The organism is Rahnella selenatireducens (genome assembly GCF_046449555.1).
GTDB lineage: Bacteria > Pseudomonadota > Gammaproteobacteria > Enterobacterales > Enterobacteriaceae > Rahnella > Rahnella selenatireducens.
Genome location: NZ_JBKEZJ010000009.1, coordinates 78146 through 103229, shown reverse-complemented (window position 1 = coordinate 103229; position 25084 = coordinate 78146). Strand labels below are relative to the sequence as shown.

23 protein-coding genes are annotated in these 25084 nt (G+C 54.2%); 13 read left to right on the top strand and 10 right to left on the bottom strand.

The features are described 5' to 3' along the window. Positions 1–336: 336 nt before the first annotated feature. The 9 genes from ACLBVC_RS15980 to ACLBVC_RS15940 all read left to right on the top strand — a co-directional run bounded on the left by ACLBVC_RS15980 (position 337) and on the right by ACLBVC_RS15940 (position 8430). A complete protein-coding gene (locus tag ACLBVC_RS15980) occupies positions 337–1701 on the top strand; it encodes a 2-hydroxycarboxylate transporter family protein (protein ID WP_410150445.1) in 1365 nt (454 codons plus the stop codon). Positions 1702–1759: 58 nt separating this feature from the next. Then, complete coding sequence (locus ACLBVC_RS15975; protein ID WP_410150444.1) at positions 1760–2629, top strand: fumarylacetoacetate hydrolase family protein; 870 nt, start codon at positions 1760–1762, stop codon at positions 2627–2629. Between the two features lie 73 nt (positions 2630–2702). Further along, positions 2703–3797, top strand: coding sequence for a [citrate (pro-3S)-lyase] ligase (gene citC / locus ACLBVC_RS15970; RefSeq protein WP_410150443.1), 1095 nt, complete (start codon positions 2703–2705; stop codon positions 3795–3797). A 15-nt stretch (positions 3798–3812) separates the two neighbouring features. Continuing rightward, positions 3813–4103, top strand: a complete 291-nt coding sequence (citD, locus tag ACLBVC_RS15965) for a citrate lyase acyl carrier protein (protein WP_410150442.1) — start codon at positions 3813–3815, stop codon at positions 4101–4103. Continuing rightward, on the top strand, positions 4100–4975 hold the full coding sequence (gene citE / locus ACLBVC_RS15960; protein ID WP_101075837.1) for a citrate (pro-3S)-lyase subunit beta: 876 nt from the start codon (positions 4100–4102) through the stop codon (positions 4973–4975). The genes citD and citE overlap by 4 nt, the downstream gene beginning before the upstream one ends. 30 nt (positions 4976–5005) lie before the next feature. Beyond that, the gene (gene citF, locus ACLBVC_RS15955; RefSeq protein WP_410150441.1) at positions 5006–6532 is read left to right on the top strand and encodes a citrate lyase subunit alpha; all 1527 of its coding nucleotides are present in this window, start codon (positions 5006–5008) and stop codon (positions 6530–6532) included. Beyond that, positions 6532–7071 (top strand): citrate lyase holo-[acyl-carrier protein] synthase, encoded by a 540-nt coding sequence (gene citX / locus ACLBVC_RS15950; protein WP_410150440.1) that lies wholly within the window; start codon positions 6532–6534, stop codon positions 7069–7071. Before citF ends, citX begins: the two co-directional genes overlap by 1 nt. After that, entirely contained in the window at positions 7049–7888 is an 840-nt protein-coding gene (gene citG, locus ACLBVC_RS15945; RefSeq protein WP_410150439.1) for a triphosphoribosyl-dephospho-CoA synthase CitG, read from the top strand. Before citX ends, citG begins: the two co-directional genes overlap by 23 nt. Continuing rightward, a complete protein-coding gene (locus ACLBVC_RS15940; RefSeq protein ID WP_410150438.1) occupies positions 7885–8430 on the top strand; it encodes an RBBP9/YdeN family alpha/beta hydrolase in 546 nt (181 codons plus the stop codon). Before citG ends, ACLBVC_RS15940 begins: the two co-directional genes overlap by 4 nt. A gap of 8 nt (positions 8431–8438) precedes the next feature. On the opposite strand, the gene ACLBVC_RS15935 is transcribed toward ACLBVC_RS15940, so the two are convergent. Continuing rightward, on the bottom strand, positions 8439–8915 hold the full coding sequence (locus ACLBVC_RS15935) for a DUF805 domain-containing protein (protein WP_410150437.1): 477 nt from the start codon (positions 8913–8915) through the stop codon (positions 8439–8441). Between the two features lie 92 nt (positions 8916–9007). Beyond that, positions 9008–10075: a LacI family DNA-binding transcriptional regulator gene (locus tag ACLBVC_RS15930; RefSeq protein ID WP_410150436.1), complete on the bottom strand. Its 1068-nt coding sequence runs from the start codon at positions 10073–10075 to the stop codon at positions 9008–9010. 277 nt (positions 10076–10352) lie between these two features. Here ACLBVC_RS15930 and ACLBVC_RS15925 point away from each other — a divergent pair, with 277 nt between their 5' ends. Continuing rightward, a complete protein-coding gene (locus ACLBVC_RS15925; protein WP_410150435.1) occupies positions 10353–11609 on the top strand; it encodes a maltoporin in 1257 nt (418 codons plus the stop codon). A 330-nt stretch (positions 11610–11939) separates the two neighbouring features. Here ACLBVC_RS15925 and ACLBVC_RS15920 read toward each other — a convergent pair whose 3' ends face one another. The 6 genes from ACLBVC_RS15920 to ACLBVC_RS15895 all read right to left on the bottom strand — a co-directional run bounded on the left by ACLBVC_RS15920 (position 11940) and on the right by ACLBVC_RS15895 (position 19169). Beyond that, complete coding sequence (locus tag ACLBVC_RS15920) at positions 11940–12257, bottom strand: glucose PTS transporter subunit EIIB (RefSeq protein WP_101075845.1); 318 nt, start codon at positions 12255–12257, stop codon at positions 11940–11942. Between the two features lie 74 nt (positions 12258–12331). After that, a complete protein-coding gene (locus ACLBVC_RS15915; RefSeq protein ID WP_410150434.1) occupies positions 12332–14395 on the bottom strand; it encodes a beta-galactosidase in 2064 nt (687 codons plus the stop codon). Positions 14396–14458: 63 nt separating this feature from the next. After that, the gene (locus tag ACLBVC_RS15910) at positions 14459–15610 is read right to left on the bottom strand and encodes a glycoside hydrolase family 53 protein (protein ID WP_410150538.1); all 1152 of its coding nucleotides are present in this window, start codon (positions 15608–15610) and stop codon (positions 14459–14461) included. Positions 15611–15674: 64 nt separating this feature from the next. Beyond that, positions 15675–16526, bottom strand: coding sequence for a sugar ABC transporter permease (locus tag ACLBVC_RS15905; protein WP_410150433.1), 852 nt, complete (start codon positions 16524–16526; stop codon positions 15675–15677). 14 nt (positions 16527–16540) lie between these two features. Then, entirely contained in the window at positions 16541–17842 is a 1302-nt protein-coding gene (locus ACLBVC_RS15900; RefSeq protein ID WP_410150537.1) for a carbohydrate ABC transporter permease, read from the bottom strand. Between the two features lie 100 nt (positions 17843–17942). Then, positions 17943–19169, bottom strand: coding sequence for an extracellular solute-binding protein (locus ACLBVC_RS15895; RefSeq protein WP_410150432.1), 1227 nt, complete (start codon positions 19167–19169; stop codon positions 17943–17945). A gap of 276 nt (positions 19170–19445) precedes the next feature. Between ACLBVC_RS15895 and ACLBVC_RS15890 the strand changes: the two genes are divergently transcribed. Continuing rightward, positions 19446–20549, top strand: coding sequence for an ABC transporter ATP-binding protein (locus ACLBVC_RS15890; RefSeq protein WP_410150431.1), 1104 nt, complete (start codon positions 19446–19448; stop codon positions 20547–20549). A 140-nt stretch (positions 20550–20689) separates the two neighbouring features. Then, complete coding sequence (locus ACLBVC_RS15885) at positions 20690–21649, top strand: D-2-hydroxyacid dehydrogenase family protein (protein ID WP_410150430.1); 960 nt, start codon at positions 20690–20692, stop codon at positions 21647–21649. 64 nt (positions 21650–21713) lie between these two features. On the opposite strand, the gene tmaR is transcribed toward ACLBVC_RS15885, so the two are convergent. Both tmaR and ACLBVC_RS15875 read right to left on the bottom strand, forming a co-directional pair. Continuing rightward, positions 21714–22046 (bottom strand): PTS system regulator TmaR, encoded by a 333-nt coding sequence (gene tmaR, locus ACLBVC_RS15880; RefSeq protein ID WP_152326830.1) that lies wholly within the window; start codon positions 22044–22046, stop codon positions 21714–21716. A gap of 153 nt (positions 22047–22199) precedes the next feature. Next, positions 22200–23297, bottom strand: a complete 1098-nt coding sequence (locus ACLBVC_RS15875; RefSeq protein WP_410150429.1) for an FUSC family protein — start codon at positions 23295–23297, stop codon at positions 22200–22202. A 227-nt stretch (positions 23298–23524) separates the two neighbouring features. Between ACLBVC_RS15875 and sbcB the strand changes: the two genes are divergently transcribed. After that, positions 23525–24952: an exodeoxyribonuclease I gene (gene sbcB, locus ACLBVC_RS15870; RefSeq protein ID WP_410150428.1), complete on the top strand. Its 1428-nt coding sequence runs from the start codon at positions 23525–23527 to the stop codon at positions 24950–24952. The last annotated feature ends 132 nt before the right edge of the window (positions 24953–25084 follow it).

The window sequence follows — 25084 nt, the reverse complement described above, 5'->3', positions numbered from 1 at the left end:
CAGTGACGGCACTTTATCATCCGGGGCAATTTCTGTCAGACGGGAAAATCAAAGTTGCGAGGCACGCCGCAGAACAACATCAGGCTCAGCAAGCCTCCAGCGGCTGATAGCAAAGTTCACAACAGTTATTTCACCATAAATTAACAGTAATATTATAATTACAAATAACACCATAAAAACCACAGCGAAATATATTAAGGAAAATCCTAAGAATTAATTAAAACCATAAAAACCTTTCACTCCTTTAAAATACCACTGTTAACTTGCGGGACTTCACATAATACCGGTTATTATCTCTCTTACACTCCCTGCACAAATTGACACAGGGGATTCATCATGAGTACAACCGACGACACTTATTCTGTTCCCGCGGGTTCGGTACCTGCAAAACAGCTCTCATTAAAAGATAAATGGTGGCACATTCTCGACACCTGGAAAATTGGCATCATTCCTTTACCACTGTTTGTGATGGCTGGTGTGCTGATTGCCATCGACTGTCTGGACGGCAAACTGCCGAGCGATATCGTGGTGATGGTAGCGACGTTAGCGTTCTTCGGGTTTGCCTGCGGCGAGTTCGGCAAACGTCTGCCGTTCATCGGCAAAATGGGCGCCGCGGCGATTTGCGCGACCTTCATTCCCTCCGCGCTGGTGTATTACGGCCTGCTGCCTGACGTTGTGGTCGAATCCACCACGAAATTCTACAAAAGTACCAACATCCTTTATCTCTACATCTGCTGCATTATTGTCGGCAGCATCATGAGCATGGACAGGAAAGTGCTCATACAGGGCTTCATGCGTATTTTCTTCCCGATGCTGTGCGGTGAAGTGGTCGGCATGCTGGTCGGGATGGGCGTGGGTCTGGCACTGGGCATGGAACCTTTCCAGATATTCTTCTTCCTGATCCTGCCGATTATGGCGGGCGGTGTGGGTGAAGGTGCGATCCCGCTGTCTATCGGCTACGCGGCCATACTGCATATGGATCAGGGCGTGGCGCTGGGCCGCATTCTGCCTATCGTGATGCTGGGCAGCCTGACGGCAATTGTTATCTCCGGCTCACTCAATCAGCTCGGTAAACGCTACCCGCACCTGACAGGTGAAGGCCAGCTGATGCCCTCTTCCAAAAATGCCACCGCAAGCACAAGCGCGCTGTCAGCAACCAGCGGTAAAACCGATGTCACGACCATTGCTGCAGGTGCCCTGCTGGCAGTTCTGCTGTACATGGTGGGTATGCTGTTACACAAACTGATTGGCCTGCCTGCACCGGTCGGCATGCTGTTTGCGGCTGTCGCGCTGAAGCTGGCACACGGCGTCTCACCTCGCCTGCTTGAAGGTTCGCAGGTGGTGTACAAATTCTTCCAGACTTCCGTGACCTACCCGATTCTGTTTGCCGTGGGCGTGGCTATCACGCCGTGGAACGAACTGGTGGCCGCGTTCACCGTTTCCAATCTGCTGGTCATTGTCAGCACCGTCGCCGCATTGGTTGCCACCGGCTTCTTCGTGGGCAAGAAAATCGGTATGCACCCGATTGATGTCGCCATCGTGTCCTGCTGCCAGAGCGGTCAGGGCGGCACCGGTGACGTGGCTATTCTGACGGCGGGCAACCGCATGCAACTGATGCCTTTCGCACAAATCGCGACCCGCATCGGCGGCGCGATCAACGTTTCGGTAGCCCTGCTGGTTCTGGGTAATTTCCTGGTCTGACAGCGTTATCCGGCAAGCACGATTGTGATTTTTGATTGATTCAATTCAGGACATATTTATGAAACTGGCAAGTTATCTCTATCAGGGGCGCAAGTCCTACGGCATCGCAACGCAGAGCGGCATGATCGACCTTGGCCGCCTTCTCGGCCAGTGTTATCCCGACCTCAAGGCTCTGCTGGCAGGCGACGCACTGTCACAGGCGCAGGAACTGGCCAGCCAACCGGCAGATCTGAGCTTTGACGACCTGACGTTTTTGCCGGTCATTCAGAATCCGGAAAAAATTCTCTGCGTCGGCATGAATTACGCTGAAAAACGCAAAGAGTTCGATCAGCACAATCCGGCACCGACTCTGTTTGTCCGCTTCGCTGACTCACAAACCGGCCACGCCTCCCCGATCATCAAACCCAGCCGTTCGGTTGAGTTTGATTACGAGGGCGAACTGGCCGTCATCATCGGGTCAGCGGGCGAAAATATTTCCCGCGAAGACGCCCTTTCCCACGTTGCCGGTTACAGCTGCTACATGGACGGTTCCGCCCGCGACTGGCAGCACACCTGGTTTACCGCCGGTAAAAATTGGCGGCAGACCGGTGCTTTTGGCCCGTGGATGACCACGGCGGATGAAATTCCTGATCCGCATGCGCTGGCAATCCGCACCTGGCTGAACGGCAATATGGTTCAGGACGACAACACCCGCAGCATGATCCATAAGGTTGCCGAGCTGATTGAGTACATCAGTACCTTTACCTCACTGAGCGCAGGCGACGTGATCATCACCGGTTCTCCGGGCGGCGTGGGCAAGAAACGCGTGCCGCCGCTGTTTATGAAACCCGGCGACCGCATTGAAGTGGAAATCGAAAAAATCGGTCATCTCAGCAACGTGATTGTTGCCGCGGACCGTCAGGTGAGCCATGCACCGGCCGCCCATTAACATGTTAAACGCCGGGCTTCGTGCCCGGCATGCTCCGTTTTATTTGAACAATACCCGATATCAGGAATGCATTATGTTCAGCCGTGACGAACCCGACTTTCACGTCATCACCACAAGCCAGGCACCTCAGGGCTTGCTGGCCGATATCCGCGCCCTGCTGCATCAAAGCCAGCTGGGCATGGATGATGATATCGAGTATTTCGTGGTGGCCCTATCCGGCAGACGGCTGATCGGATGTGCAGGTCTGGTCAGTAACACCATCAAGTGCGTGGCTGTGGCGGCAGACTGGCGCGGCGAAAACCTCAGCGCCAGATTGCTCAGTGAAGTCGAAAACTTTGCGGTTCAGCGTGGCAAATTCCACCTGTTTCTCTATACCCGTCCCGGCAATCTCGAACGTTTTCGCGGCTGCGGATTTTATCCGCTGGTGCAGTGGGACAACGTCGCAGTACTGATGGAAAACACGCCGGTCGGCATCAGCCATTATTGCCGCGCCCTGAAGCGCCATTATCACGAAGGTCAGCGTGTTGGCGCGGTAGTGATGAATGCCAATCCGTTCACGCTCGGCCATCGTTATCTCGCGGAACAGGCGGCGGCGACGTGCGACTGGCTGCACGTGTTTGTGGTCAGCGAAGACGTGTCGTATTTCCCGTTTCAGGAACGGCTGGAAATGGTGCGTCAGGGCGTCGCCGATTTACCGAATGTCACGGTTCACGCCGGTTCTGAATACATGATTTCACGCGCCACGTTTCCCGGTTATTTCCTTAAAGATGCCGGGCTGGTGAACCAGACCTGGAGCGTGATGGATCTGCTGATTTTCCGCCAGTACATCGCCCCGGCGCTGGGCATCACGCATCGTTTTGTTGGCAGCGAGCCCTTTTGCCCGGTCACGCATCAGTACAACTGTGATATGCACGACTGGCTGGAAACACCCTCCCGTTCGGCTTCAAAGCCACTGACCGTTATTGAACTGCCGCGTAAGCGCCATGCCGGTGGCATCGCGATTTCAGCCTCGGAAGTCCGCGCATTGCTGAAAACCTGTCAGTTACCGCGCATCCGCGACATCGTTCCGCCCAGCACGTATGCGCATCTTGAACACCATTATTGCGCTGAGGCGCCCGCCGAAACGGCGCGCAGCGATGAACTTATTATTTCTACCACTCTTTGTTAAAGCAGGAAAAAACGAATGAAAATTGTGAAGGAGGCGCTGGCAGGTACGGTTGAATCCAGCGATTTGCTGGTAAAAATCGCCCCGGCCAGCGAGCTGAGCGTGGTGATCAACAGCGAAGTGATCAAGCAGTTTGGCGACCAGATCCGCCGCGTAGTGAACGAAACGCTTGAAGCCCTCGGCGTGACAGAAGGCTTACTGATTATTGAAGATAAAGGCGCGCTCGATTGCGTTATCCGCGCCCGCGTGCAAAGCGCGGTACTGCGTGCAGCACAGGAAGAAAATATTCACTGGGAGACGTTACGATGAAAAAACTCCGCCGCAGCATGCTGTTCCTGCCGGGGGCCAGTGCCGCCATGTTATCCACGGCATTTATCTATCGTCCTGATTCCATCATGTTTGATCTGGAAGACGCCGTATCCCTGCGCGAAAAAGACACCGCCCGCATTCTGGTGTTCCACGCCCTGCAACACCCGATGTACAAGGATATCGAAACCGTCGTGCGCATTAATCAGCTCAGCACGCCGTTTGGTTTGAAGGATCTGGAAGCCGTAGTACGCGCCGGTGTGGACGTGGTTCGTCTGCCGAAAACCGATACGCCGGAAGATATTTTCGAGCTGGAAGCGCACATCGAACGCATCGAAAAAGACTGCGGGCGAGAAGTCGGTTCCACCAAAGTCATGGCCGCCATCGAATCGGCTATTGGCGTCATCAACGCTGTCGCCATTGCCCGCTGTTCGCCGCGTCTGATTGGCATCGCGCTGGCTGCTTTCGACTATGTGATGGATATGCAAACCGAACGCGGTGACGGCACTGAGCTGTTCTACGCCCGTTGTGCCGTGCTGCACGCTGCGCGTGCCGCCGGTATCGACGCCTTTGATGTGGTGTATTCCGATATCAACGATGAAGCCGGTTTCCTGCGTGAAGTCGAGCTTATCCGCAAAATGGGTTTCAACGGCAAATCCCTGATTAACCCGCGCCAGATTGAGTTGCTGCACAACGCTTACGCGCCGACGCAGGAAGACGTGGATTACGCGCGTCGCGTTATCGCCGCCGCCGAAGAAGGCGAGCGCAAAGGCCTCGGCGTGATTTCGCTCAACGGCAAGATGATCGATGGCCCGATCATCAACCACGCACAAGTGGTGCTTGAACGCGCCAGCGCCTCCGGCGTGCGTCGCTAGCCCCCAATTTTGCACAGGAATATTAAGAGAATGAGCCATTTAACAGAAATGTTGCACAGCCAATATCCCGGCATGAAGCATCTGGTTGCTTTCGACGGTGCACACCGCACCACGCCGTATCTTTCCGATCCCGATGCCCGCCTGCATCGTAAATTATGCGATTCGCTGGAACAGGCGATTGCCCGCAGCGGCCTGAAAGACGGCATGACTATCTCGTTCCACCACGCTTTTCGCGAAGGCGATCAGGTGATTAATCATGTCGTCGGCACGCTGGCGCGTCTGGGCTTCAAAAATCTGACGCTGGCGTCCAGTTCCCTGATGACCTGCAACGACGCGCTGATCGAACACATCCGCAACGGCGTGATTACCCGCATTTATACCTCGGGGATGCGCGGCAAACTGGCCGATGCCATTTCGCACGGCCTGATGGAAGAACCGGTCCAGATCCACTCTCACGGCGGTCGGGTCAAGCTTTTGCAGGACGGCGAGCTGAACATCGACGTCGCCTTTTTGGGCGTTCCGTGCAGTGACGAATTCGGCAATGCCAACGGTACGCACGGCAAATCCTGCTGCGGTTCGTTGGGCTACGCGATGGTGGATGCGCAGTTCGCCAAAACCGTCGTGCTGCTGACTGAAGAACTGGTGCCCTTCCCTAACATGCCCGCCAGCCTGATGCAGGATCAGGTGGATTACATCGTGAAAGTCGATCAGGTCGGCGACCCGGCGAAAATCAGCGTGGGCGCAGCGCGCGTGACCAGCAATCCGCGCGAACTGATGATTGCCCGCACTGCTGCAGAAGTCATTGAACATTCAGGCTATTTCAAGCCCGGTTTTTCGATGCAAACCGGTTCCGGCGCGGCAGCAACGGCCTGTACCCGTTTCATGGAAGAAAAGATGGAGCGCAACCAGATCTCCGCGCGTTTTGCTCTCGGCGGCATCACCGGCAGTCTGGTGGACTTGCACGAAAAAGGATTGATCGAAACGCTGCTTGATACGCAATGCTTCGACGGTCAGGCCGCGTCATCGCTGGGTCGCAATCCGCAGCACATTGAAATTTCCACCAATGTTTACGCCAATCCGGGAGCCAAAGCCGCAAGCTGTGATCAGCTGGATATCGTCATTCTGAGCGCACTGGAGATCGACACCGATTTTAATGTAAACGTGATCACCGGTTCCGACGGCGTGATGCGCGGCGCATCGGGCGGCCATTGCGACGTCGCCAGCGCCGCCAACCTGACGATTGTGGTTGCGCCACTTCTGCGTAGCCGCATTCCGACCGTGGTGCGCCGTGTCACAACCCGCGTCACTCCGGGCGAAAGCATCGATGTGCTGGTCACTGACCATGGGATCGCTGTGAATCCGGCACGCCCTGAAATCCGCCAGAGACTCGAAGAAGCTGGCATGAAAATCATGGATATCGAAACGTTGTATCAGCGTGCCATTTCCCTGACTGGCGAACCGAAGCCGATTGAGTTTACGCAGCGCGTCGTGGGCGTGATTCGTTACCGCGACGGCAGCGTGATTGACGTCGTTCATCAGGTCAAAGAGGACGCATAATGACGATTTTGACGCCTGCGGATGCAGGCGTCAGTTTGGAGGTTTTGCTGGCCGCAAAGGAACAACGTGCGCAGCGGCAAACCGACTGGCTGACACAATTTCCACACACCCTGATTTCCCTCACACTGGTCACCCCCGGCGCGGTGAAAGATAGCGTGCGTTACCGCCAGGTCATGCGCGAAGCACTGGGCGCGGCGGAAACACTGCTGTTACAACGTGGCTGGGCGGTACTGAAACAGGACGTATTCTGGTTGCCGACCGGCGCGGAAGCGTTCTGGAGCATTGAGCACCCGGCGCCGGAAGTGAAAGCCGCCACCGTGGCGCTTGAGCAGTCGCATGCGCTCGGGCGTTTATGGGATTTCGATGTGATCTGCCCGCAGGCTGGCGTTGTAGGCCGCCGGTCGCTGGATAACGCCAGCCGCCGATGTCTTATCTGCGACGGCCCCGCCCACGCCTGCGCGCGTTCGCGTCAGCATCCGTTGCCCGACGTGATCGCAAAGATGGAGGCGCTGATTGATGGCTGGCATCGCACTCTCTGAACCACAGGTTTACACCGACATAGCCACACTGGCGGCAGAAGCGCTCCGTCAGGAAGTCTGGCTGACGCCTAAACCCGGTCTGGTGGACAGCGCCAATAACGGTTCACACAGTGACATGGATTTGCCGATGTTTTTGCGCAGCATCGGTGCGATTACGCCGTGGTTGCATCAGTTTTACCGGATAGGCAAGCAGGACGCCGCGCAACCGGCAACATCTATGCTGATGCGGATCCGCCCTGCCGGTCTGGCCTGTGAGCAGGCGATGTTCGGCGCAACAAACGGCATTAATACGCACAAAGGCGGTATTTTTTCTTTGGGAATTTTGTGTACGGCGGCAGGCCGGATCAGCGCCCGTCAGCAACTGCTGACCCGCACGGCGTTATGCGCCGAAGTGGCCGCGCTCACGCAAGGGCTGGTGGAACAGGAATTACAACATTGCCGCCAGCCGGTGACCGCCGGTGAACGGTTTTTTCAGGCACACGGCATGACCGGCGCCCGCGGCGAAGTGCAGAGTGGATTCGTGACGTTGCGTCGCCATGTTTTGCCTTACTGGCAGACAGAAAACCAGCCTGAACGCCGCAGTCTGAACGCCCTGCTGCGCCTGATGGCGTTTAATCCCGATACCAATCTGGTGTCACGCGGCGGACTGAGCGGGCTGCATTTTGTTCAGGATTATGCCCGCAAGTTGCTGAAAATCGGCTGGCAAAAAGAGGATTTACAGGAGATGGATCAGGCGCTGATTTCCCGGCATCTCAGCCCCGGTGGCAGTGCCGATTTGCTGGCAATCGCGACCGTGCTGATGGCTTTCCCGCAATGAGTAAGAATCCAAACATCACGCGAATGCTGGTTCCCGGTTTACGCGACAGCGAAGCCGGACACTGGCAAAGCCGCTGGCATGAACAAAATCCGCAGTGGCTGCGGGTGAAACAGCGCAACTGGGCGCAAGTCGATCTCGAAGGATGGATCACCGCCATTGACCGCGAGCAGAAGCTGGCGAAAAGCCCTTTGTTGCTGATTGGCCACAGCTTTGGCGCGCTCGCCAGTCTGGTGTGGGCGAACCGCAACCCGCTGCTTTGCGCAGGCGTGATGCTGGTCGCTCCCGCAGAACCGATGCGTTTTGGTCTGGACGATGACATTTTGCCAGAGCCGCTGGCGGTTCCCGGTCTGCTGGTCGCCAGCCATACGGATCCGTTATTACCCTTTACCCGCGCACAGTTCTGGGCACAGGCGTGGGGCTGCGAGCTGGTGGACATCGGCGAGGCCGGGCATATCAATGTGGAATCGGGTTTCGGAGAATGGCCGTGGGGGCTGGCAAAACTGGAAGAGTTTGCCGCGCGGCTGGCGGCAAATTCATGTTGAAAATGTGCTTAACGAACGATGCGGTTATCTGCTTCCGGTGCCGGTTTGGATTTCACGCAACACAGGTAAATCATCATCAGTAGCGGGATCCAGCCGAGCACGATACCCAGCGTAATTTTCATCCAGACATAGGTTTCCGGTGACGCGTATTCCATCAGGATCATATTGAGCAAACGCGACACAATACCTGCCAGATAAACACCGCCGAACCACCAGCCGGAGCGGTTGATATCGTGCATGCGTCGGATGCCAACCGCCAGAATCGGTAATGCCAGTGCCAGCGCGTAAATGGTGTAAGCCATGCCCGCATAGAACACGCCGTAAGGGTTCCCCGCCAGCGCCATCACGGTCGCCACAGTCCCCGTCAGCAAAATCATCAGCAGGATATTGACCAGCGTGAACACCCAAAACTCTTTGCGGGTCGCACGCCCTTCAAACTTCACGTACCCTTTCCAGCCCCGAACAAAACACTGCCATACGGTCATTCCGTCATATCCTTTTGTTTATCGTTTGAAATTTTTCATATCTTAAACGCTATCAAAAGCATTCTGAAATCTTTATTTACATCTGCCGGACGTCACTGCCCACGCAGCTGTCGGGCGAGTTTATCGAGCTGATCGGCGATCTGGTTGAGGTCTTTATCCTGCTGTCCCGGCGCGCGCGTGGAATTTCGCACGACCAGTTGCGCAGGCAAAATACGCGACGGCGTGTCCGGCTCCGTTGCCAGCAAAAGCCCGACGGCTTCTTTGCTTTGCAAATCGAGATCCAGAGAAACCGTGGTCAGCGCAGGATGGAAGAATGCGCTGTCGTAGGTGTCGTCGTAGCCGATAATAGAAACCTGCTGCGGGATCGCCACGTTGTGCTGATGCAGCGCACTGATCACGCCGAGCGCCATCTGGTCATTCCCGACCAGCAGGGCCGTAAACTGCGGCGTCTCCCGCAAAATCTGCAACGCGCCGTAGTAACCGCTTTTAGCACTCCAGTCGCCGTGAACAACCGTCACCGGTTGTAATCCTTTTTCGGTCAGCGTTTTCTGCCAGCTTTCCAGACGCAGGCGCGAAGACACCGATTCTTCCGGCCCGGCCAGCAAAGCAAATTCCCGATGCCCCAAATCATGCAGATATTCCACGCTGGCGCGCGAACCATCGGCCGGATTAAAGCAGACGTTAAACACCGGGCTGGTCGGATCCACATCCAGGAACAGGCAAAGAATGTCGCGGTTGTTTTCGTAAATGCGTTCGGCTTCGGCACTTTCCAGCGGGATATTGATGATCACGCGCTCAACCCGCTGGGATTTCAGCTCGTTAATGGAGTCCTGAATACTCTGATTCACGTCCTCGTCAATCATCGAAATCAGCACCTGATACCCGGCCTGATGGGCATATTTCTTCACCGAGGCGGCAATTTGCGACGGTGCATGCAGTGCCAGCGAGGTTGTCACCAGCCCGATCGTAAAACTCTGTTTTCCCACTAACTGCTGTGCCAGCCGGTTTGGCACGTAGCGCAGCACTTCAATCGCCTGCTCAACTTTCTGGCGCGTGGCGTCGGACACATTGGCCGACTTGTTTAAAACACGCGAAACCGTCTGATAGGAAACACCGGCATAGCGGGCAACGTCTTCTAATGTCGAACTTTTCGATTTCATGCTTTTCCCGTTTTGCAGCCCGTGATTTTACGCAATCTCATGATAATCGAGCCAAAGTACGGGATCTCATTTAAAAGTTCAATCTGAGAACCGCTTGACTTAAAAGTTATACGTTAACATTCATTAAATTCGTGATTTAAATCACCAGACGTTTATTTTAAATACACAACTTGTGGATCTAACTCACAATTCACACTGTGTTAAATTGATCATTATTGTTTCTGGGTATCTTATAGACTCCGTGAATGTGAACGTCATACATCAATAAGGAAAAATAATGAAACACAACTTACGTACTCTGGCTGTGGCGGTCTCTCTTGGGCTGGTGACAGGCCCCGCAGTGGCAAACGACATTGATTTTCATGGATATCTGCGCTCCGGATTGGGCGTTTCCGGCAGCGGCAGTCTGGAGCAGTTTCAGAAAAACAAAGTCGGTCGTCTGGGCAACGAAAATGACACTTACGGCGAAATCGAGCTGGGCAGTGAAGTTTACAAAAAGGACGATGTGAGTTTTTACGTCGATTCTATGGTCAGCATGGTGTCAGACGGCTCCAATGATGACGAAAGTACCCTCAACGATGATGCACAATTCGGCCTGCGTCAGCTGAATCTGCAAATCAAAGGGCTGGTGCCATGGGATAAAGATGCGGTGATCTGGGGCGGTAAACGCTATTACCAGCGCCATGATTTGCACATCATCGATACCAAGTACTGGAATATTTCCGGTGCTGGTGCCGGGGTGGAAAACCTGAAAATGGGCGAAGGTGCGCTGTCTGTGGCCTGGATCCGCGGCGATGCCAATGATGTGGATTACCGCGTTGACGGCGATAACGATGTCAATATCAACTACATCGACGTGCGTTATGCCGGTATCAAACCGTGGAGCGGCGCGTGGATGGAAGTCGGTGCTGACTACGCCATGCCGAACCTGACGCATGATCAGAAAGACTACGGCGGCCTGTATGACGCTGAAAATGGCGTGATGCTGACCGGCGAAATCAGTCAGGACATGTGGGGCGGCTACAACAAGCTGGTTTTACAGTATGCCAACAAAGGTCTGGCGCAGAACATGATTTCCCAGGGCGGCGGCTGGTATGACATGTGGAACTACACTAACGACGCCAGCGGTTATCGCGGCATTATCACCGGTCTTATCCCGATCACCAGCAAATTTAGCCTCAACCATGTGCTGACTTACGGTCACGCGGAAAATATCACGGATTACACCGACACCACCGAGCTGGTTTCTCTGGTCGGCCGTGCGCAATATCAGTGGACGGATTACGTGCGCACCATCGGTGAAGTCGGTACGTTCTACCAAAAAGACGATTACAAGAACGGCACCAACTATAAGCAAGGCGGGCAGAAATATACGCTGGCGATGGGTCTGGCGGCCGGCCCTGAGTTTATGTCACGCCCGGAACTGCGCGTGTTCGCCTCTTACCTGAATGATTCAGAGCACGGCAATACGTTTGAGGACCACACCAAATCCGATACGTGGAACTTTGGTGTGCAGGTTGAAGCCTGGTGGTAATTCCCTGTCGTCCTTGAAGCCGCTGCCTTAGGTACGTTTGCTCACCCGAATCACTGACATCTGTCAGCTCAACGGGATTCGCTCACTTGCCGCGACTGCAATGACTTAAGAGAAGAGTAAGAAGTTATATTTATTAAAAACCTCATTGTAATAAACGCTCAGGGTTTGACGCATTTTCTCTTGTAGGGGATCGTGACGTTTTTGTACCCGCACAGCAGCATCATTATTTAAATTAAAGCAGTAAACAATAAAGGCAGCCTTGTGTCGGGCTGCCTTTATTTATTTCAATATTCTTCTTTATTTAATATGCCAAGTTAAAACCAGGTTCAATTACTGACTTTTTAAGCCAAATTTCTCGGTCATTAATTTCTTCAGGCTATCGGACTGTTTACCGAATATCGCATGGACTTCCTGCCCGATGATCACCACGCCAATCGCGCCGGTCTGCTGGATAGCACCGGAGTTAACCCGCCGGAGTTCTTTCACCGTAACGCGCAGTCGTGTGATACACGCATCGACGTTAATAATATTTTCTCGTCCACCTAAAGCATCAATTAATAACGCCACGTCCGTTGACGGCGGAACGTCATCTTTAGGGTTTTTATTCTTTGCGGAAAAGACATGCATGAAATCTTTAATATTAACCATAATGAATACCCTCTTTCAGAAATGAAAAAACGTGCAGAAGGGAATATTCCCCGCTGCACGTTGGTGATTAAAAATTATCGGGAGACTTTACGCGTTAGTATCTGGCAACCGAATGCCGGTAACGTTAATTTGCGCGGTAATATTCCGCCGTGAACCATGTCCTGATAATCATCCGGCAAACTGACGGTCTGGCTGTCGTTGCAATAGTTTTGCAGGAAGATGAATTCACTGTCGCCGTCGGTACGGCGCGCGGCGGTGACGCCTTCCGGTAGCGTTGTGCTGATGGCGCGCGGCAGGTTCATCTCTTTCGCCAGCGCGGAGAAGAAATCCGTCTGGAACTGTTGATCATTGCGCGACGCCACATAATATGCCTGCCCTTTGCCGTACAGATTCACGGTCACTGCAGGCGTTCCGGCGTAGAAATCATCGCCGTAGGTTGCCAGCGCTGCCGCGCCTTCGAGGTGGATCACTTCGCACAATTCGGAAACCTGATACGGCCCGTTCAGCCCCAATGCGTTACCTTCAATACCGCAAACGCTGTTGTGCTGTTCATCTGTCAGGCTGTCGATTTCTTCCGCCCAGATGCCCAGCACCGGACGCAATGGTCCCGGGAATCCGTTGAGGAAACACAAATCCGTTTCGTTGACGATGCCGCTCCAGTAAGTGGCGACAAAGCGCCCGCCCGCCTGCACAAAGGCGCTGATCCGCTCTCCTGCCCCTTCGCGCACCATGTACAACATCGGGGCGATGACTAAGTCGTAACCGTCCAGTGCGCAGTCGGCGTTAATCACGTCAACCGCAATACCTTGCGCCCAGAGTGCCTGATAATGCGCGGCCACGGTGTTTTCATAATGCAATCCGGCGTTGCGCGGCCCCATTGCATCGTCCATCGCCCAGCGGCTTTCCCAGTCAAAAATGATCGCGACTTTGGCTTCCACGCGGCTGCCTGCGACCGGCGCTAAGGCAGAGAGAATCGTGCCGAGTTCCGCCACTTCGCGACCAACGCGGGTATTGATGTGCCCGACATGATCAACCACAGCGCCGTGGAATTTCTCGGAAGATCCACGGCTTTTGCGCCACTGGAAATACTGCACCGAATCCGCCCCGTGTGCGACCGCCTGTAGCGAGGACAAAATGTGCATCCCCGGTTTTTTCAGTTTGCTGGTTGGCTGCCAGTTGGTGAAGCTCGGCGTCGATTCCATCAGCACGAACGGCTGGCCTTTTTTGAGCGTGCGCATCAGGTCGTGATACATCGCGGTGTACGCCGCCAGCCCGATATCGTCTTTGCGCGTGTGCCACATCGGGTAGCTGTCCCACGAAATGAAATCCAGCACGCTGGAAAGTTTCCAGTAATCGTAGTCGTAGAAATATTCCATGAAATTGGTGGTCGCCGGTAATGCCGGATTTTCGGCTTTCAGCGGGCGAATCTCTTCGCTGTAAAAACGTGTCACCTGATCGGTATTAAACCGACGCCAGTCGAGATTCAGGCCATGCACCCCGGTTTCGCCCTGGGGTGACGGCGATTCGATCTGCGACCAGTCGGTAAAGGTGTGGCTCCAAAAGGTGCTCCACCAGGCGTTGTTCAGCGCATCGAGGGTTTCATAACGGGCTTTCACCCAGCCACGGAACCGCTCCTGACACAAATCGCAATGGCATTCGCCGCCGTATTCATTGGAAATATGCCAGCCGATCACCGCCGGATGATGCGCATAACGTTTTGCCAGTGCCGTGTTCATCTGCTGCACTTTGTCACGGTAAACCGGTGAGGTCATACAGTGGTTGTGACGCCCGCCGTGCAGCGCTTTCACGCGGTCGCGCCCGACGCGTAACACTTCCGGGTATTTTTGCGACATCCACGCCGGACGCGCCCCGCTTGGCGTGGCCAGAAACACTGAAATGCCGTTTTCATGCAAACGATCCAGCACCTGATCCATCCAGTCAAAGGTATAACGTCCTTCTTCAGGCTCCAGCGCTGACCAGCTGAAAATCCCGACAGACATGACATTACAGCGCGCCTCTTTCATCATTTCGACATCGCGAATCAGTACATCGGGGCTCTCCAGCCACTGTTCCGGGTTGTAATCCGCGCCGTGTAGCAGGCCGGAAATCTTACTGCTCAGAAGAGGGAATTTCGTCATGTTAGGTCCTTACGAACTTTAAGAAATAAAACTCCCCGGCCAAATTAGCCGGGGAAAAGGGAATCAGTTGAAGACCTTTATGGAAGGGAGAACCTGACCGTCGCAGCCAAACAGCGCCTGATTTTCGCGGGCATTCCCCTCTTTCCAGTGGTCGTTGATGTAGGTCATGCCCGCCGGTGTCGCCCAGCCTGCGCCATTAACCGGGATCCACGTTGGTTCCCAGTAGAACAGGCCTTTGCCGCGATGATCGGGTACGCTCACCAGACTTTTGATCATGTCGCTGAGGAAATCGGCCTGCCCCTGTACGGTGCCCGGATAGCCGCCGTCTTTGGCTTCTTTAGCGGTGAAGCTGTTCTCCGCGGCGTCGCAGTTTTCGAGGGTGTAGCCGTAAGCCACTTCAACCACGATTACGTCTTTGTTGTAGCGTTTACTGATGTCATCCATGTTGGCCTGTAACGCGGAAATCGGGCCATTCCAGTAGGTGTAAAACGACAGACCGATGACGTCGTAAGGCACCTTGCGCTGGTTGATTTCATCGAACCACCAGCGGAATGTGTCGTTCTTGGTGCCTTCGGCCAGATGCAGCATGATTTTGATGTCTGACGGGTTTCTCTCGTCGGCCCTGACGCCGGAAATCGCTGCATTTAGCAGCCCGGCCAGACGGTCAAATTCGCCACCGCCCGCGCCCCAGCTTTTGCCTTCCGGCCACAAAATGCCGCCGTTCATTTCATTGCCGACCTGCACCATATCCGGCAAAACGCCCTGCTGGCGGAACTGTGCAATTACGTCGCGGCTGTAATCATGAATGGCAGTTTTCAGCTGCGGATAATCCATTTTTTCCCAGGCTTTCGGCTTGAACTGTTTGCCGGGATCGGTCCAGAAATCGCTGTAATGGAAATCGAGCAGGATTTTAAAACCCTGCGCTTTGGCGCGTTTCGCCAGCGCCAGCGTGGTCGCCAGATCGTTATTGCCGCCGCCGTACGGATGCCCCTGCGCGTCTTTCGGGTCGACCCACAGCCGCAGACGCACGTAGTTGAAACCGTTCTGTCTGAGGATCACCATCGCGTCGGTCTGTTTGTGGTTCTGGTCGTAGAACTTGCCGCCGTGTTTTTCCACGTCAATCAGCGTGGAGATATCTGCGCCCTTAATGAAATCCGCCGGTACGTTGGCGACTTTTTTGATGACCACGTCCTGCGCCAAGCAGGAAAAGGACATCGCCAGCAGCACGCAAGCCACAGCGCTTTTTGTGAAAATCTTCTGTGTAAAGAGAGTCATGTGATTATCCTTTGGTGCTGCCAGCGGTCAGGCCGGAGACGAAGTATTTTTGTAAGGCGAGATAGAAAATCGCCACCGGCACGGCAATCAGCACCGCGCCCGCTGCGTACGTGGTGTAGCTCGCGCCCATTTTCTGTGCGACCAGGTTGTAAAGGCCGATCGGCAGCGTGTATTTATCCGGCGTGCGCAAGATGGTGCTGGAGAGGATGAAATCGCCCAGCGGCCCGGTAAAGGAAAACAGCGCAATCACCGCCAGAATCGGCTTCGACAACGGCATGATGATTTCGATAAAAATGCGGAAATTCCCCGCGCCGTCCATGCGTGCCGATTCATCCAGGTCTTTCGGGATCGCGTCCAGATACCCTTTCATCAGATAGGTGTTCATCGGGATCATGCCGCCGACGTATATCAGCACCAGCGCCAGATGGCTGTTGATCAGGCCGAGCAGCTGCGCCAGCACAAAGATGGCGATCAGCGCCGAAAACTGCGGGATCATCTGCAATAACAGAAACAGCATCAGCCCGTCTTTGCGCCCTTTAAAGCGAAAGCGTGAGAAGGAATAGGCGGTGAAGCTGACGCAAATCAGCGTCAGCACCATGGTCAGGAAACTGATTTTCATCGAGTTCCAGTACCACGCCATGTAATTCACCTGCCCGTTGAACAGATCTTTGTAATGCTGGAAAGAGAGGTTCTCCGGAATAATCGACGTGCTGAGCAGGCTGTTCCCCGCATTCAGCGACGCGCCGACGGTCCAGATCAGCGGATAAATAATAATGACCGCCACAATCAGTAACAGGAAATAACTCAGCGACAAACGGATAAACCGGTTTCTTTTAATACTGCTGTTCTTACTCATCAGTTTGCTCCCGCTTACGCCATATCATCTTGTTTAAATGAATTGGTTGAACGGAATTGCCACAGTGCAATACCGACAACAAATATCGACAGCAAAATCGTAATGGTCGCGGCAATCGCATATTGCGAGGAAGACATGGTGAGTTTATAAATCCACGACACCAGAATATCCGTTCCGCCTGCATTCGATCCCGCCACGGCTGGGCCGCCGTTATTAAACAGATAGATAATATTGAAGTTATTAAAGTTGAAGGTGTATTGCGTGATAATAATCGGCGCAATGGAATACAACACCAGCGGCAGCGTAATGGTTTTTAATTTCTTCCAGGTGCTGGCTCCGTCCATAGTAGCGGCTTCGTACAGGTCGTTAGGGATCGCCTGTAATACGCCGGTGGTCATGGCAAAGACAAACGGGAAACCGAGCCAGGTCTGCATCATGATGAGAGCCGTTTTGGTCCAGAACGGGTCGGTCATCCACGCTTTAGGTTCAATGCCTAACGCCGCCAGTATCCCGTTGTTAATCACGCCAAACGAGTCGTTAAACATCCCGGCGAAGACCAGAATGGTAACGAAACCCGGCACCGCCCACGGTAGGATAAGTACGGTGCGGATAAGCGCCTTGAAGCGCAGATCTTTCTGGTTCACCAGAATCGCCAGCATCACGCCTACGGTGCATTGCAGCGTGGTCGCCAGCACGGTCCAGACGACGGTCCACTGTAAAACATCGAGTAACGTCGAACGCCAGATATTGAGCGTGAAGATATTAATAAAGTTTTTGAATCCCACCCAGTCAACTAATTTAGCCGGCGGCGTGTGATATAAATTGTAATTAGTAAAGGCAATGGAGAAGCCGAAGATAATCGGGAACACCACCACGAAGACCAGCAGAATAAAACCGGGCGTAATCATTAAATACGGGAAACCCTCGCGCAACAGCAAATGATATTGCTTTCTAACGCTGGGTAATTCCATGCCCGCATCGCGGCGTTTTCCGTTAATCCACGCATCACGCAGGCTCCAGTAATAAAAACCTGCGCCGAACGCGCCGATTAATACGCTGATAATTCCTTTCGCCAGCAGAAATATCGAGTTATCGCGCGGGACTTCTTCCCCCAGCGTAAAAAGCCCCCACATGCCCTGTTGCAGGAAATCATAAAAAACGCCGGCGAAACAAAACAGAATGATAAAAAACAGAATTCCCTTGGCCCATTGCCGGTTGTAGAACTGGCCGAAACCGGGAATGAGTGCCAAAGCCAGTGCCACCGGCGCGTGATGGCGGGCAGACAGTGGCTCCTGGTTTTCCTCATGAAAATGCATAGACACAAAGATATTCCTTTCACTGTGAGGGAGTGAAATCACTCCCTCTTTTCAGACGTACAGCCGTTTCAGATGCGGTTGCCGATGCCGTTACCGCAGATCACTCGTTGCTGGCTTTCGCGGCTTCAATCTGCATTTGGATATTTTTCACGGCGTCATTGAGCGCCGCGTCCACCGGCTGTTTGCCGGTTACACCCAGCTGGATCCCGTTGTTCGCCGGGCCCCAGACTTCCTGCATTTCAGGTACGCCCGGCATCGCCGTGGCGCGGGTTGACTGCTCGGCTACCGCATTAGCTTTCTCGTCATTTTTGATCATCGGGTCATTCACCAGCGCCGTCAGTGCCGGAATTTCCTTGGTCACTTCGTAGCGCACTTTGGCGTATTTCGGCTGGTTGATGAAGGTGATGAATTTCTCGGCCAGCGGTTTTTGTTTGCTGTAGGTCGATACCGCATAACCTTTAACGCCCAGGAATGAGCTCATCGGTTTGCCGTTCGGCAACAGCGGCAGCGCTTTCACGCCGTAGTTGATGCCAGCGGCTTCATAAGGCTGGAACGCCCACGGGCCGGTGATCACGGCGGCGGCTTTCTTCTCAGTAAACAGTGAGTCGATGGCATTCAGGCCGTTGTCGCCGGTGATCCCCGCCGGGAATAAACCGTCGGCATAGAATTTTTTCAGGTACGTGACGGCTTCAATGCTGCCCGGTTTGTTCAGGCCGATATCGTCGACGTTGATCTCCCCTTTGGCGTCTTTACCGAAAATGTAGCCGCCCATGGAGGCCATCGCGCCGTAGGCGTAATAGACTTCGTCAAATTTGGCGAGCAGACCGTATTTGCCTTTCGCCCTTTCCACTTTCGAGAAGGTGTAATACTCGTCGAGCGTCGCCGGGGCTTCCGGCAGCAAATCTTTGTTGTAAATCAGCACCAGCGTTTCGACGGCTTTCGGCACGCCGTAGGTGTGGCCTTTAAGCTGAAAAGCGTGGATAGCCGATGGCGTAAAGCTGTCGGTGAACCCTTTGTCGAGCGTCAGCGGTGCCAGCAAGCCCTGTACCACGGCGGTGCCGAGCTGGTCGTTCGGGATCACCACCACGTCGGGGCCGATGCCCGCCGGGCCGTCGAGACGCAGTTTTTCAGTCTGTTGTGCATACGGCGTTTCCTGCACCACAACTTTGACGTTGTTCTCTTTTTCAAAGTCTTTTACGGCATCGGAAATGCCCGAGGATTTCTTAATATCTTCCCAGACAAGTAGTTGTCCTTCGGCTGCCCGCACGGCCTGGCTGCTCAGACTTAATGACATCAGTACCAAGGCAGTAAGGTGTGTAATTTTCATTGTTGCTCCTGGATGTGAAGGTATAACATTTTTATGTATATGACAACGACACCCAATCAACACCCAGCGATACAAACCCTTTAAATGCTGAATATAAAGTGATTAATGTCGTCATAAATATCGTGTTACACGTTAGACTTATAACCCGTAAATCACTACCAAAAGATGTGTATTGTGTGATCACAACTGCAAAATTCGAACCCGCTCGTGCAAACGTTTACACAAGGTGGTTATAGTCCGAAATATCAGCGGTATGAATTTATTACGAGGTCAAACATGTCCAGCATCAGGCTTAAAAATGTGGTTAAGCGTTTCGATAAAACGGTGACGTTGCATGGCATCAATATTGATATAGAAGACGGCGAATTTACGGTGTTCGTCGGGCCATCCGGCTGCGGAAAGTCCACATTGCTGCGCATGATTGCCGGGCTTGAAGATATAACGGAAGGTGATGTGTATATCGGCGAGCAGCGGGTGAATGACGTTGACCCGTCGCGCCGTGGCGTGGCGATGGTGTTTCAGTCTTACGCGCTGTATCCGCATATGACGATTGCCGAGAACATGGGTTACGGCCTGAAAGTGAACGGCGTACCGAAAGACGAAATCCGCCATCAGGTGGAGATGGTCGCCAAAACGTTACAGCTTTCCCATCTGCTGGATAGAAAGCCGAAGCAGCTTTCCGGCGGCCAGCGCCAGCGCACCGCCATTGGCCGCGCGATTGTGCGTAATCCGCAGGTCTTTATGTTCGATGAGCCACTTTCCAATCTGGATGCTGAGCTGCGCGTGGATATGCGTCTGCACATTTCCAAACTGCATCAGGAACTGAAAACCACCATGGTTTACGTGACGCACGATCAGACCGAAGCCATGACGCTGGCCGATAAAATCGTGGTGATGAACTACGGCAAAGTCGAGCAAATGGGCGCGCCGATGGATTTGTATTACAACCCGGTGAATCAGTTTGTGGCCGGTTTTATCGGGTCGCCGAAAATGAATTTCCTGCCTGCCGAAGTGCTGAGCTGGCAGCCCGACCGGCTTGAAGTGCGCCTGACACCGGAGAAAACCCTGTCGCTGGCGCTGAGTACCCGCGAGCTGGCGGCGGGTGACAAAGTGACGCTGGGTATTCGCCCGGAACACCTGCTTTCCCATGAAACCGAAAATCAGCTGGAATTTAACTGCGAGGTGGTTGAACGTCTGGGCAACAGCACGTATCTGTTCGGCCAGTGTTACGGCACCGACGGTTTTAAAATGCTGCTGCCGGGGGATATGGCCTTTAATCCGTATCAGAGCCTGACAACCTGGTTCGACGCAAAACGCTGCATGGTATTCAGTGAGGACGGCCTGCGCATCAGTGCCGCCAGCCTTTCACATCTGCATTAATGCCATTATCAATAACCGCCCCTCGCCGGGCGGATATTCCTGCTAAGACTCTGTTGTAAAAGAACCGGCCGCCCTGCTTCACCTCCGCGTAAATTCAGTGCTATACCTCTTTATCTCTTTTTTACAGATGAGGAAGTTCCATGCCCATGCAATGCCTGATCCTGGATGATTATCAAAACGTCGCACTGTCTCTGGCCGGCTGGCAGGCGCTCGCGCCGCAGGTGGAATGCCGCGCGCTGACGGAGCATATCAGTGATGAAGACCAGCTGGTCGCGCAGTTACAGGACGCAGAGATTGTGGTGATCATGCGCGAACGCACGCCATTCAGCGCAGCGCTGTTTGCCCGTCTGCCAAAGCTCAGACTGCTGATCACCTCGGGGATGCGCAACGCATCGGTCGATCTGGCCGCCGCCCGTGAAAATGGCGTGACGGTTTGCGGCACGGGCAGCGGTTCGACGGCGCCGGTCGAGCTGACCTGGGCGCTGATCCTCGGGCTGGCGCGGCATCTGGTGACGGAAAATAACGCGCTGCGCCAGAACGGGCCGTGGCAAAGTACGGTCGGCACCGGGCTGTGTGGCAAACGCCTCGGCCTGCTGGGATTGGGTAAAATCGGGCAGAAAGTGGCGCTGATTGCGCAGGCATTCGGGATGGACGTCAGCGCATGGAGCCAGAACCTGACCACAGAACGCGCCGCTGAGCATGGCGTTCAGCTGGCGGTATCGAAAGAAGCCTTGCTGAAAACCAGCGATGTGGTGTCAGTGCATCTGGTGCTGAGTGAGCGCACGCGCGGGCTGCTCGGCGCACAGGAACTGGCGCTGATGAAACCCGACGCATTGCTGATCAATACCTCGCGCGCCGCAATTGTCGATCAGCCCGCCCTGCTGCACGCCCTGCAAACCGGGCAGATTGCCGGCGCCGGGCTGGACGTTTTCGAAACAGAACCGCTGCCGCCTGCCGATCCATTCAGAACGCTGCCCAACGTGCTGGCGACGCCACATCTGGGCTACGTTTCCGACGGCAACTATCAGGCATATTTCCGTGAAGCCGTCGAAGACATTCAGGCGTTTCTCGCCGGAAACCCAGTGCGGACGCTGAGCTAAGCCGGATTTCCGGCATAAAAAAACCGGGCATAAACCCGGTTTTTCTCATTAAGCGGCAACGGAATTATTTGGTTTCGTTGGCTTTGATTTCGCCCAGTGCTTTCAGCTTTTTGGACATTTCACGACGTTCTTTAGACAGGTCAGCATTGCGGATGATGTAGTCATCAACGCGATCTTCATAGTCGCCGCGCATGTTAGCAATGATCGCCTGAATTTCTTCGATGCTCATGCCTGGTTTGATGTAATCACTCAGGTTGTCGAGCAGCAGAACGCGTTTCTGGTTGTCACGGATTTTCTTTTCGTTATCAGCGATTTCGCGTTGTAATTTGTTTTTACGACGGAAAACACGCACAAACTCCAGAACGTCCTGGAAACTCGGCTTATTGATATTGTCCATTTTAACACCTTCGATTAAGTTACACAGATTCAGTGACTGATTTGCCGCAACCCGACTTGACGCAACAGCTAGCGTAGCAAAGATCGGGCAGTACGCTCAGATAATCGTCCAATGGCCCATCTTACCCGTTTTAGGCCACAGACAAAAATCCCTTCATGCTTTCGTTGTTTTACCGCTGATATTTTGAGCTTCTTCTTTTTGCATGACCATGGTGATCAGGTCGCCCATTGACCGCAACTGCTCTGCCACCTGCGTGCTCAGCCAGACGTAACCGTAGACCTGCGCTTCCAGGTGATTCGCGGCATTCATCTCGGTAAGCAGCGCTTTCAGCTCTTCAGCAGACTCATTCAGCTCATGGCCGATTGCCAGTTCGTCGCCCCGCGTGCCGTTGAGTAACATCAGACTGAGTTTCTCCAGCGTGCTGAGCAGCAGCAATTGCGCGCTGCGCAGGGTGCGGGCATTGAGCATCAGATAATGGCTTTCGCGCGAACTCCAGTAAGCATCGGCCAGCAGTTCCAGCGTACACAACAGATTGCGGCTGAGCGTCTGAATGGCGTCAAACGCCTCACGCGGCACATGCGATTCCTTGCTAGCCGGTGCAAACAGCGAACGCATTTTCACCATCTGGCCCATCGTACTTTTCATTTTGCCGTGCAGATGCGGACGCTCCAGCATGTTGGGCGACAACCACGCGCTGTAGAGTTTGTTCAGCGACATCAGGTAATCGGCCATCTGCATACGCCAGTGAATAAACGCGCGCTGCGGATAAATGCTGGCAAACAGCAGCGCCAGCAGGGAACCGAAAATCACATCCCCGGAACGCCACAGCGCCATCTCCATGTCGCCCGGCCCTGCGCCGCACACCACCGCCAGCGTGATGCCAATCAGCAGCGCCATGTAGGGCCGTTTGCCGAGCGTCAGATATCCGCTGACAAACATGACAACGCCGCACCAGACCAGCATCACCGGCAATGAATACAGCTCGAGCCACAGCGCAATCAGGCCGGAAACCGAGCCGAGCACCGTACCGGTGATGCGCTCCAGCACGCGCTGAACCACATTTCCCCAGAACGAAATCGGCCCCATCACCACCACCAGCGTAATCAGCGGCCAGGTGCCTTCAGGGATTTCGGTCAGACGGACAATCAGGAAGGTCAGAATAAACGCCACCGCGATGCGCAGCGCATGAGTAATACGGTAGTTACGGTAAATGACGTTATCCAGCGGAGAAATTTTCTTGTCGAGACGCACGTTTAGCCTGCCGTAAGGCGAAAATTCAAAGAAGGCGTTAAGTCTAGCTGAGTTACCAGAGGTGTTCACCCTGCTTTAGTCAGGGTTTTGGCGGATTGATGCTGAATTTTGCGACGTTTTGGACGTTATCCCGCAGCGTCACGGATTTTGACATGACATCACTGCGCCGGATGGTATCCTAGCCACCGTTTCGCCTCTATTTCCGCACTGATAAGGTTATCTTCGTAATGTCAGACAAGCCGCAAAAAACCTTCTACTTTCATGATTACGAGACATTCGGTAAAAATCCGGCGCTGGACCGCCCGGCGCAGTTTGCCGGGGTGAGAACTGACGAAGATTTCAATATCATCGAAGAACCGTTAGTGATTTATTGCCGCCCTTCTGATGATTATCTGCCAGAACCGGAAGCGGTGATGATCACCGGAATTACTCCGCAAATTGCGCTGGAACGCGGCGTGATCGAAGCTGAGTTCACCGCGCAAATCCATAAAGCGTTTAGCGTGCCGGGCACCTGCATTGTGGGCTATAACAACATCCGTTTCGACGATGAGGTCAGCCGTAATATCCTTTATCGTAACTTTTACGATCCGTATGCCTACAGCTGGCAGAACGGCAATTCCCGCTGGGATTTGCTGGATGTGATGCGCGCCTGTTACGCGCTGCGCCCGGAAGGCATTAACTGGCCGGAAAACGACGACGGTTTTCCAAGTTTCCGTCTTGAACATCTGACCAAAGCCAACGGTATCGAACATGAAAATGCCCACGACGCGATGGCCGACGTTTACGCCACGATTGCGATGGCAAAACTGGTGAAGCAGGCACAACCGCGCCTGTTCAGCTTCCTGCTCGAACACCGCAGTAAGCACAAACTGAATACGCTGATTGATATTCCGGCGATGGCGCCGCTGGTGCATGTCTCCGGCATGTTTGGTGCCGCGCGCGGCAATACCGCATGGGTCGCGCCGCTGGCCTGGCATCCAGAAAACAAAAACGCCGTGATCATGTGCGATCTGGCGGGCGATATGTCCACGCTGTTAGATCTCGACCCCGACCAGATGCGCGAGCGCTTGTACAGCCGCCGCGACAGTTTGCAGGCCGGGCAATCTCCGCTGCCGATCAAACTGGTTCACATCAATAAATGTCCGGTGCTGGCTCCGGCAAAAACGTTGTTGCCGGAAAACGCCGAGCGTCTGGGTATCGACCGCCAGCGCTGTCTGGAGAATCTCCAGATATTGCGCCAGAACCCGCAGGTACGCGAAAAAGTGGTAACGATGTATGCCGAAGCCGAGCCGTTTACTGCGTCCGACGATGTCGATGCCCGCCTTTACGACGGTTTCTTCAGCGACGCCGATCGCGCGGCTATGCGGATTATTCTGGAGACACGCCCGGAAAACCTTCCGGCGCTGGATCTGACGTTTAATGATTCGCGCATTGAACCGCTGTTGTTCCGTTTCCGCGCACGCAATTACCCCGCAACGCTGACCGATGCCGAGCAAAAACGCTGGATCCAGCATCGCCAGACGAAGCTCACCGATGAGCGTGTTCAGGCATACATTTTAGAGCTTGAATCGCTTTATAACTTGTACGAGGGGGATGCGGAGAAGATCGCATTGCTCGGGGCGCTGTTTGAATACGGGAAGAAATTGGTTGCTTAATTGCAGGAGGACGCGTTTTAAAAAGCAGAACTGTAAAAGTTTCGGTTTCTCACGAGCAGAGATTACTTAACGCCCTTCGCCGAAACCGCCAAGACCTTAGCCTCGTCGCCGAAAACACTGGTCGCTTTTGAT

What these genes read in the sequence shown, in the direction of transcription:
- ACLBVC_RS15975 (WP_410150444.1), top strand. Translation starts at nt 1,760, where the DNA reads ATGAAACTGGCAAGTTATCTCTATCAGGGGCGCAAGTCCTACGGCATC.
- ACLBVC_RS15905 (WP_410150433.1), bottom strand. Translation starts at nt 16,526, where the DNA reads ATGAGTAAGAACAGCAGTATTAAAAGAAACCGGTTTATCCGTTTGTCG.
- citG (WP_410150439.1), top strand. Translation starts at nt 7,049, where the DNA reads ATGGCTGGCATCGCACTCTCTGAACCACAGGTTTACACCGACATAGCC.
- ACLBVC_RS15930 (WP_410150436.1), bottom strand. Translation starts at nt 10,075, where the DNA reads ATGAAATCGAAAAGTTCGACATTAGAAGACGTTGCCCGCTATGCCGGT.
- ACLBVC_RS15885 (WP_410150430.1), top strand. Translation starts at nt 20,690, where the DNA reads ATGCCCATGCAATGCCTGATCCTGGATGATTATCAAAACGTCGCACTG.
- citD (WP_410150442.1), top strand. Translation starts at nt 3,813, where the DNA reads ATGAAAATTGTGAAGGAGGCGCTGGCAGGTACGGTTGAATCCAGCGAT.
- citF (WP_410150441.1), top strand. Translation starts at nt 5,006, where the DNA reads ATGAGCCATTTAACAGAAATGTTGCACAGCCAATATCCCGGCATGAAG.
- ACLBVC_RS15895 (WP_410150432.1), bottom strand. Translation starts at nt 19,169, where the DNA reads ATGAAAATTACACACCTTACTGCCTTGGTACTGATGTCATTAAGTCTG.
- ACLBVC_RS15920 (WP_101075845.1), bottom strand. Translation starts at nt 12,257, where the DNA reads ATGGTTAATATTAAAGATTTCATGCATGTCTTTTCCGCAAAGAATAAA.
- ACLBVC_RS15890 (WP_410150431.1), top strand. Translation starts at nt 19,446, where the DNA reads ATGTCCAGCATCAGGCTTAAAAATGTGGTTAAGCGTTTCGATAAAACG.
- ACLBVC_RS15925 (WP_410150435.1), top strand. Translation starts at nt 10,353, where the DNA reads ATGAAACACAACTTACGTACTCTGGCTGTGGCGGTCTCTCTTGGGCTG.
- tmaR (WP_152326830.1), bottom strand. Translation starts at nt 22,046, where the DNA reads ATGGACAATATCAATAAGCCGAGTTTCCAGGACGTTCTGGAGTTTGTG.
- ACLBVC_RS15915 (WP_410150434.1), bottom strand. Translation starts at nt 14,395, where the DNA reads ATGACGAAATTCCCTCTTCTGAGCAGTAAGATTTCCGGCCTGCTACAC.
- citE (WP_101075837.1), top strand. Translation starts at nt 4,100, where the DNA reads ATGAAAAAACTCCGCCGCAGCATGCTGTTCCTGCCGGGGGCCAGTGCC.
- citC (WP_410150443.1), top strand. Translation starts at nt 2,703, where the DNA reads ATGTTCAGCCGTGACGAACCCGACTTTCACGTCATCACCACAAGCCAG.
- ACLBVC_RS15910 (WP_410150538.1), bottom strand. Translation starts at nt 15,610, where the DNA reads ATGTCCTTTTCCTGCTTGGCGCAGGACGTGGTCATCAAAAAAGTCGCC.
- ACLBVC_RS15980 (WP_410150445.1), top strand. Translation starts at nt 337, where the DNA reads ATGAGTACAACCGACGACACTTATTCTGTTCCCGCGGGTTCGGTACCT.
- ACLBVC_RS15935 (WP_410150437.1), bottom strand. Translation starts at nt 8,915, where the DNA reads ATGACCGTATGGCAGTGTTTTGTTCGGGGCTGGAAAGGGTACGTGAAG.
- ACLBVC_RS15940 (WP_410150438.1), top strand. Translation starts at nt 7,885, where the DNA reads ATGAGTAAGAATCCAAACATCACGCGAATGCTGGTTCCCGGTTTACGC.
- ACLBVC_RS15900 (WP_410150537.1), bottom strand. Translation starts at nt 17,842, where the DNA reads ATGCATTTTCATGAGGAAAACCAGGAGCCACTGTCTGCCCGCCATCAC.
- citX (WP_410150440.1), top strand. Translation starts at nt 6,532, where the DNA reads ATGACGATTTTGACGCCTGCGGATGCAGGCGTCAGTTTGGAGGTTTTG.
- sbcB (WP_410150428.1), top strand. Translation starts at nt 23,525, where the DNA reads ATGTCAGACAAGCCGCAAAAAACCTTCTACTTTCATGATTACGAGACA.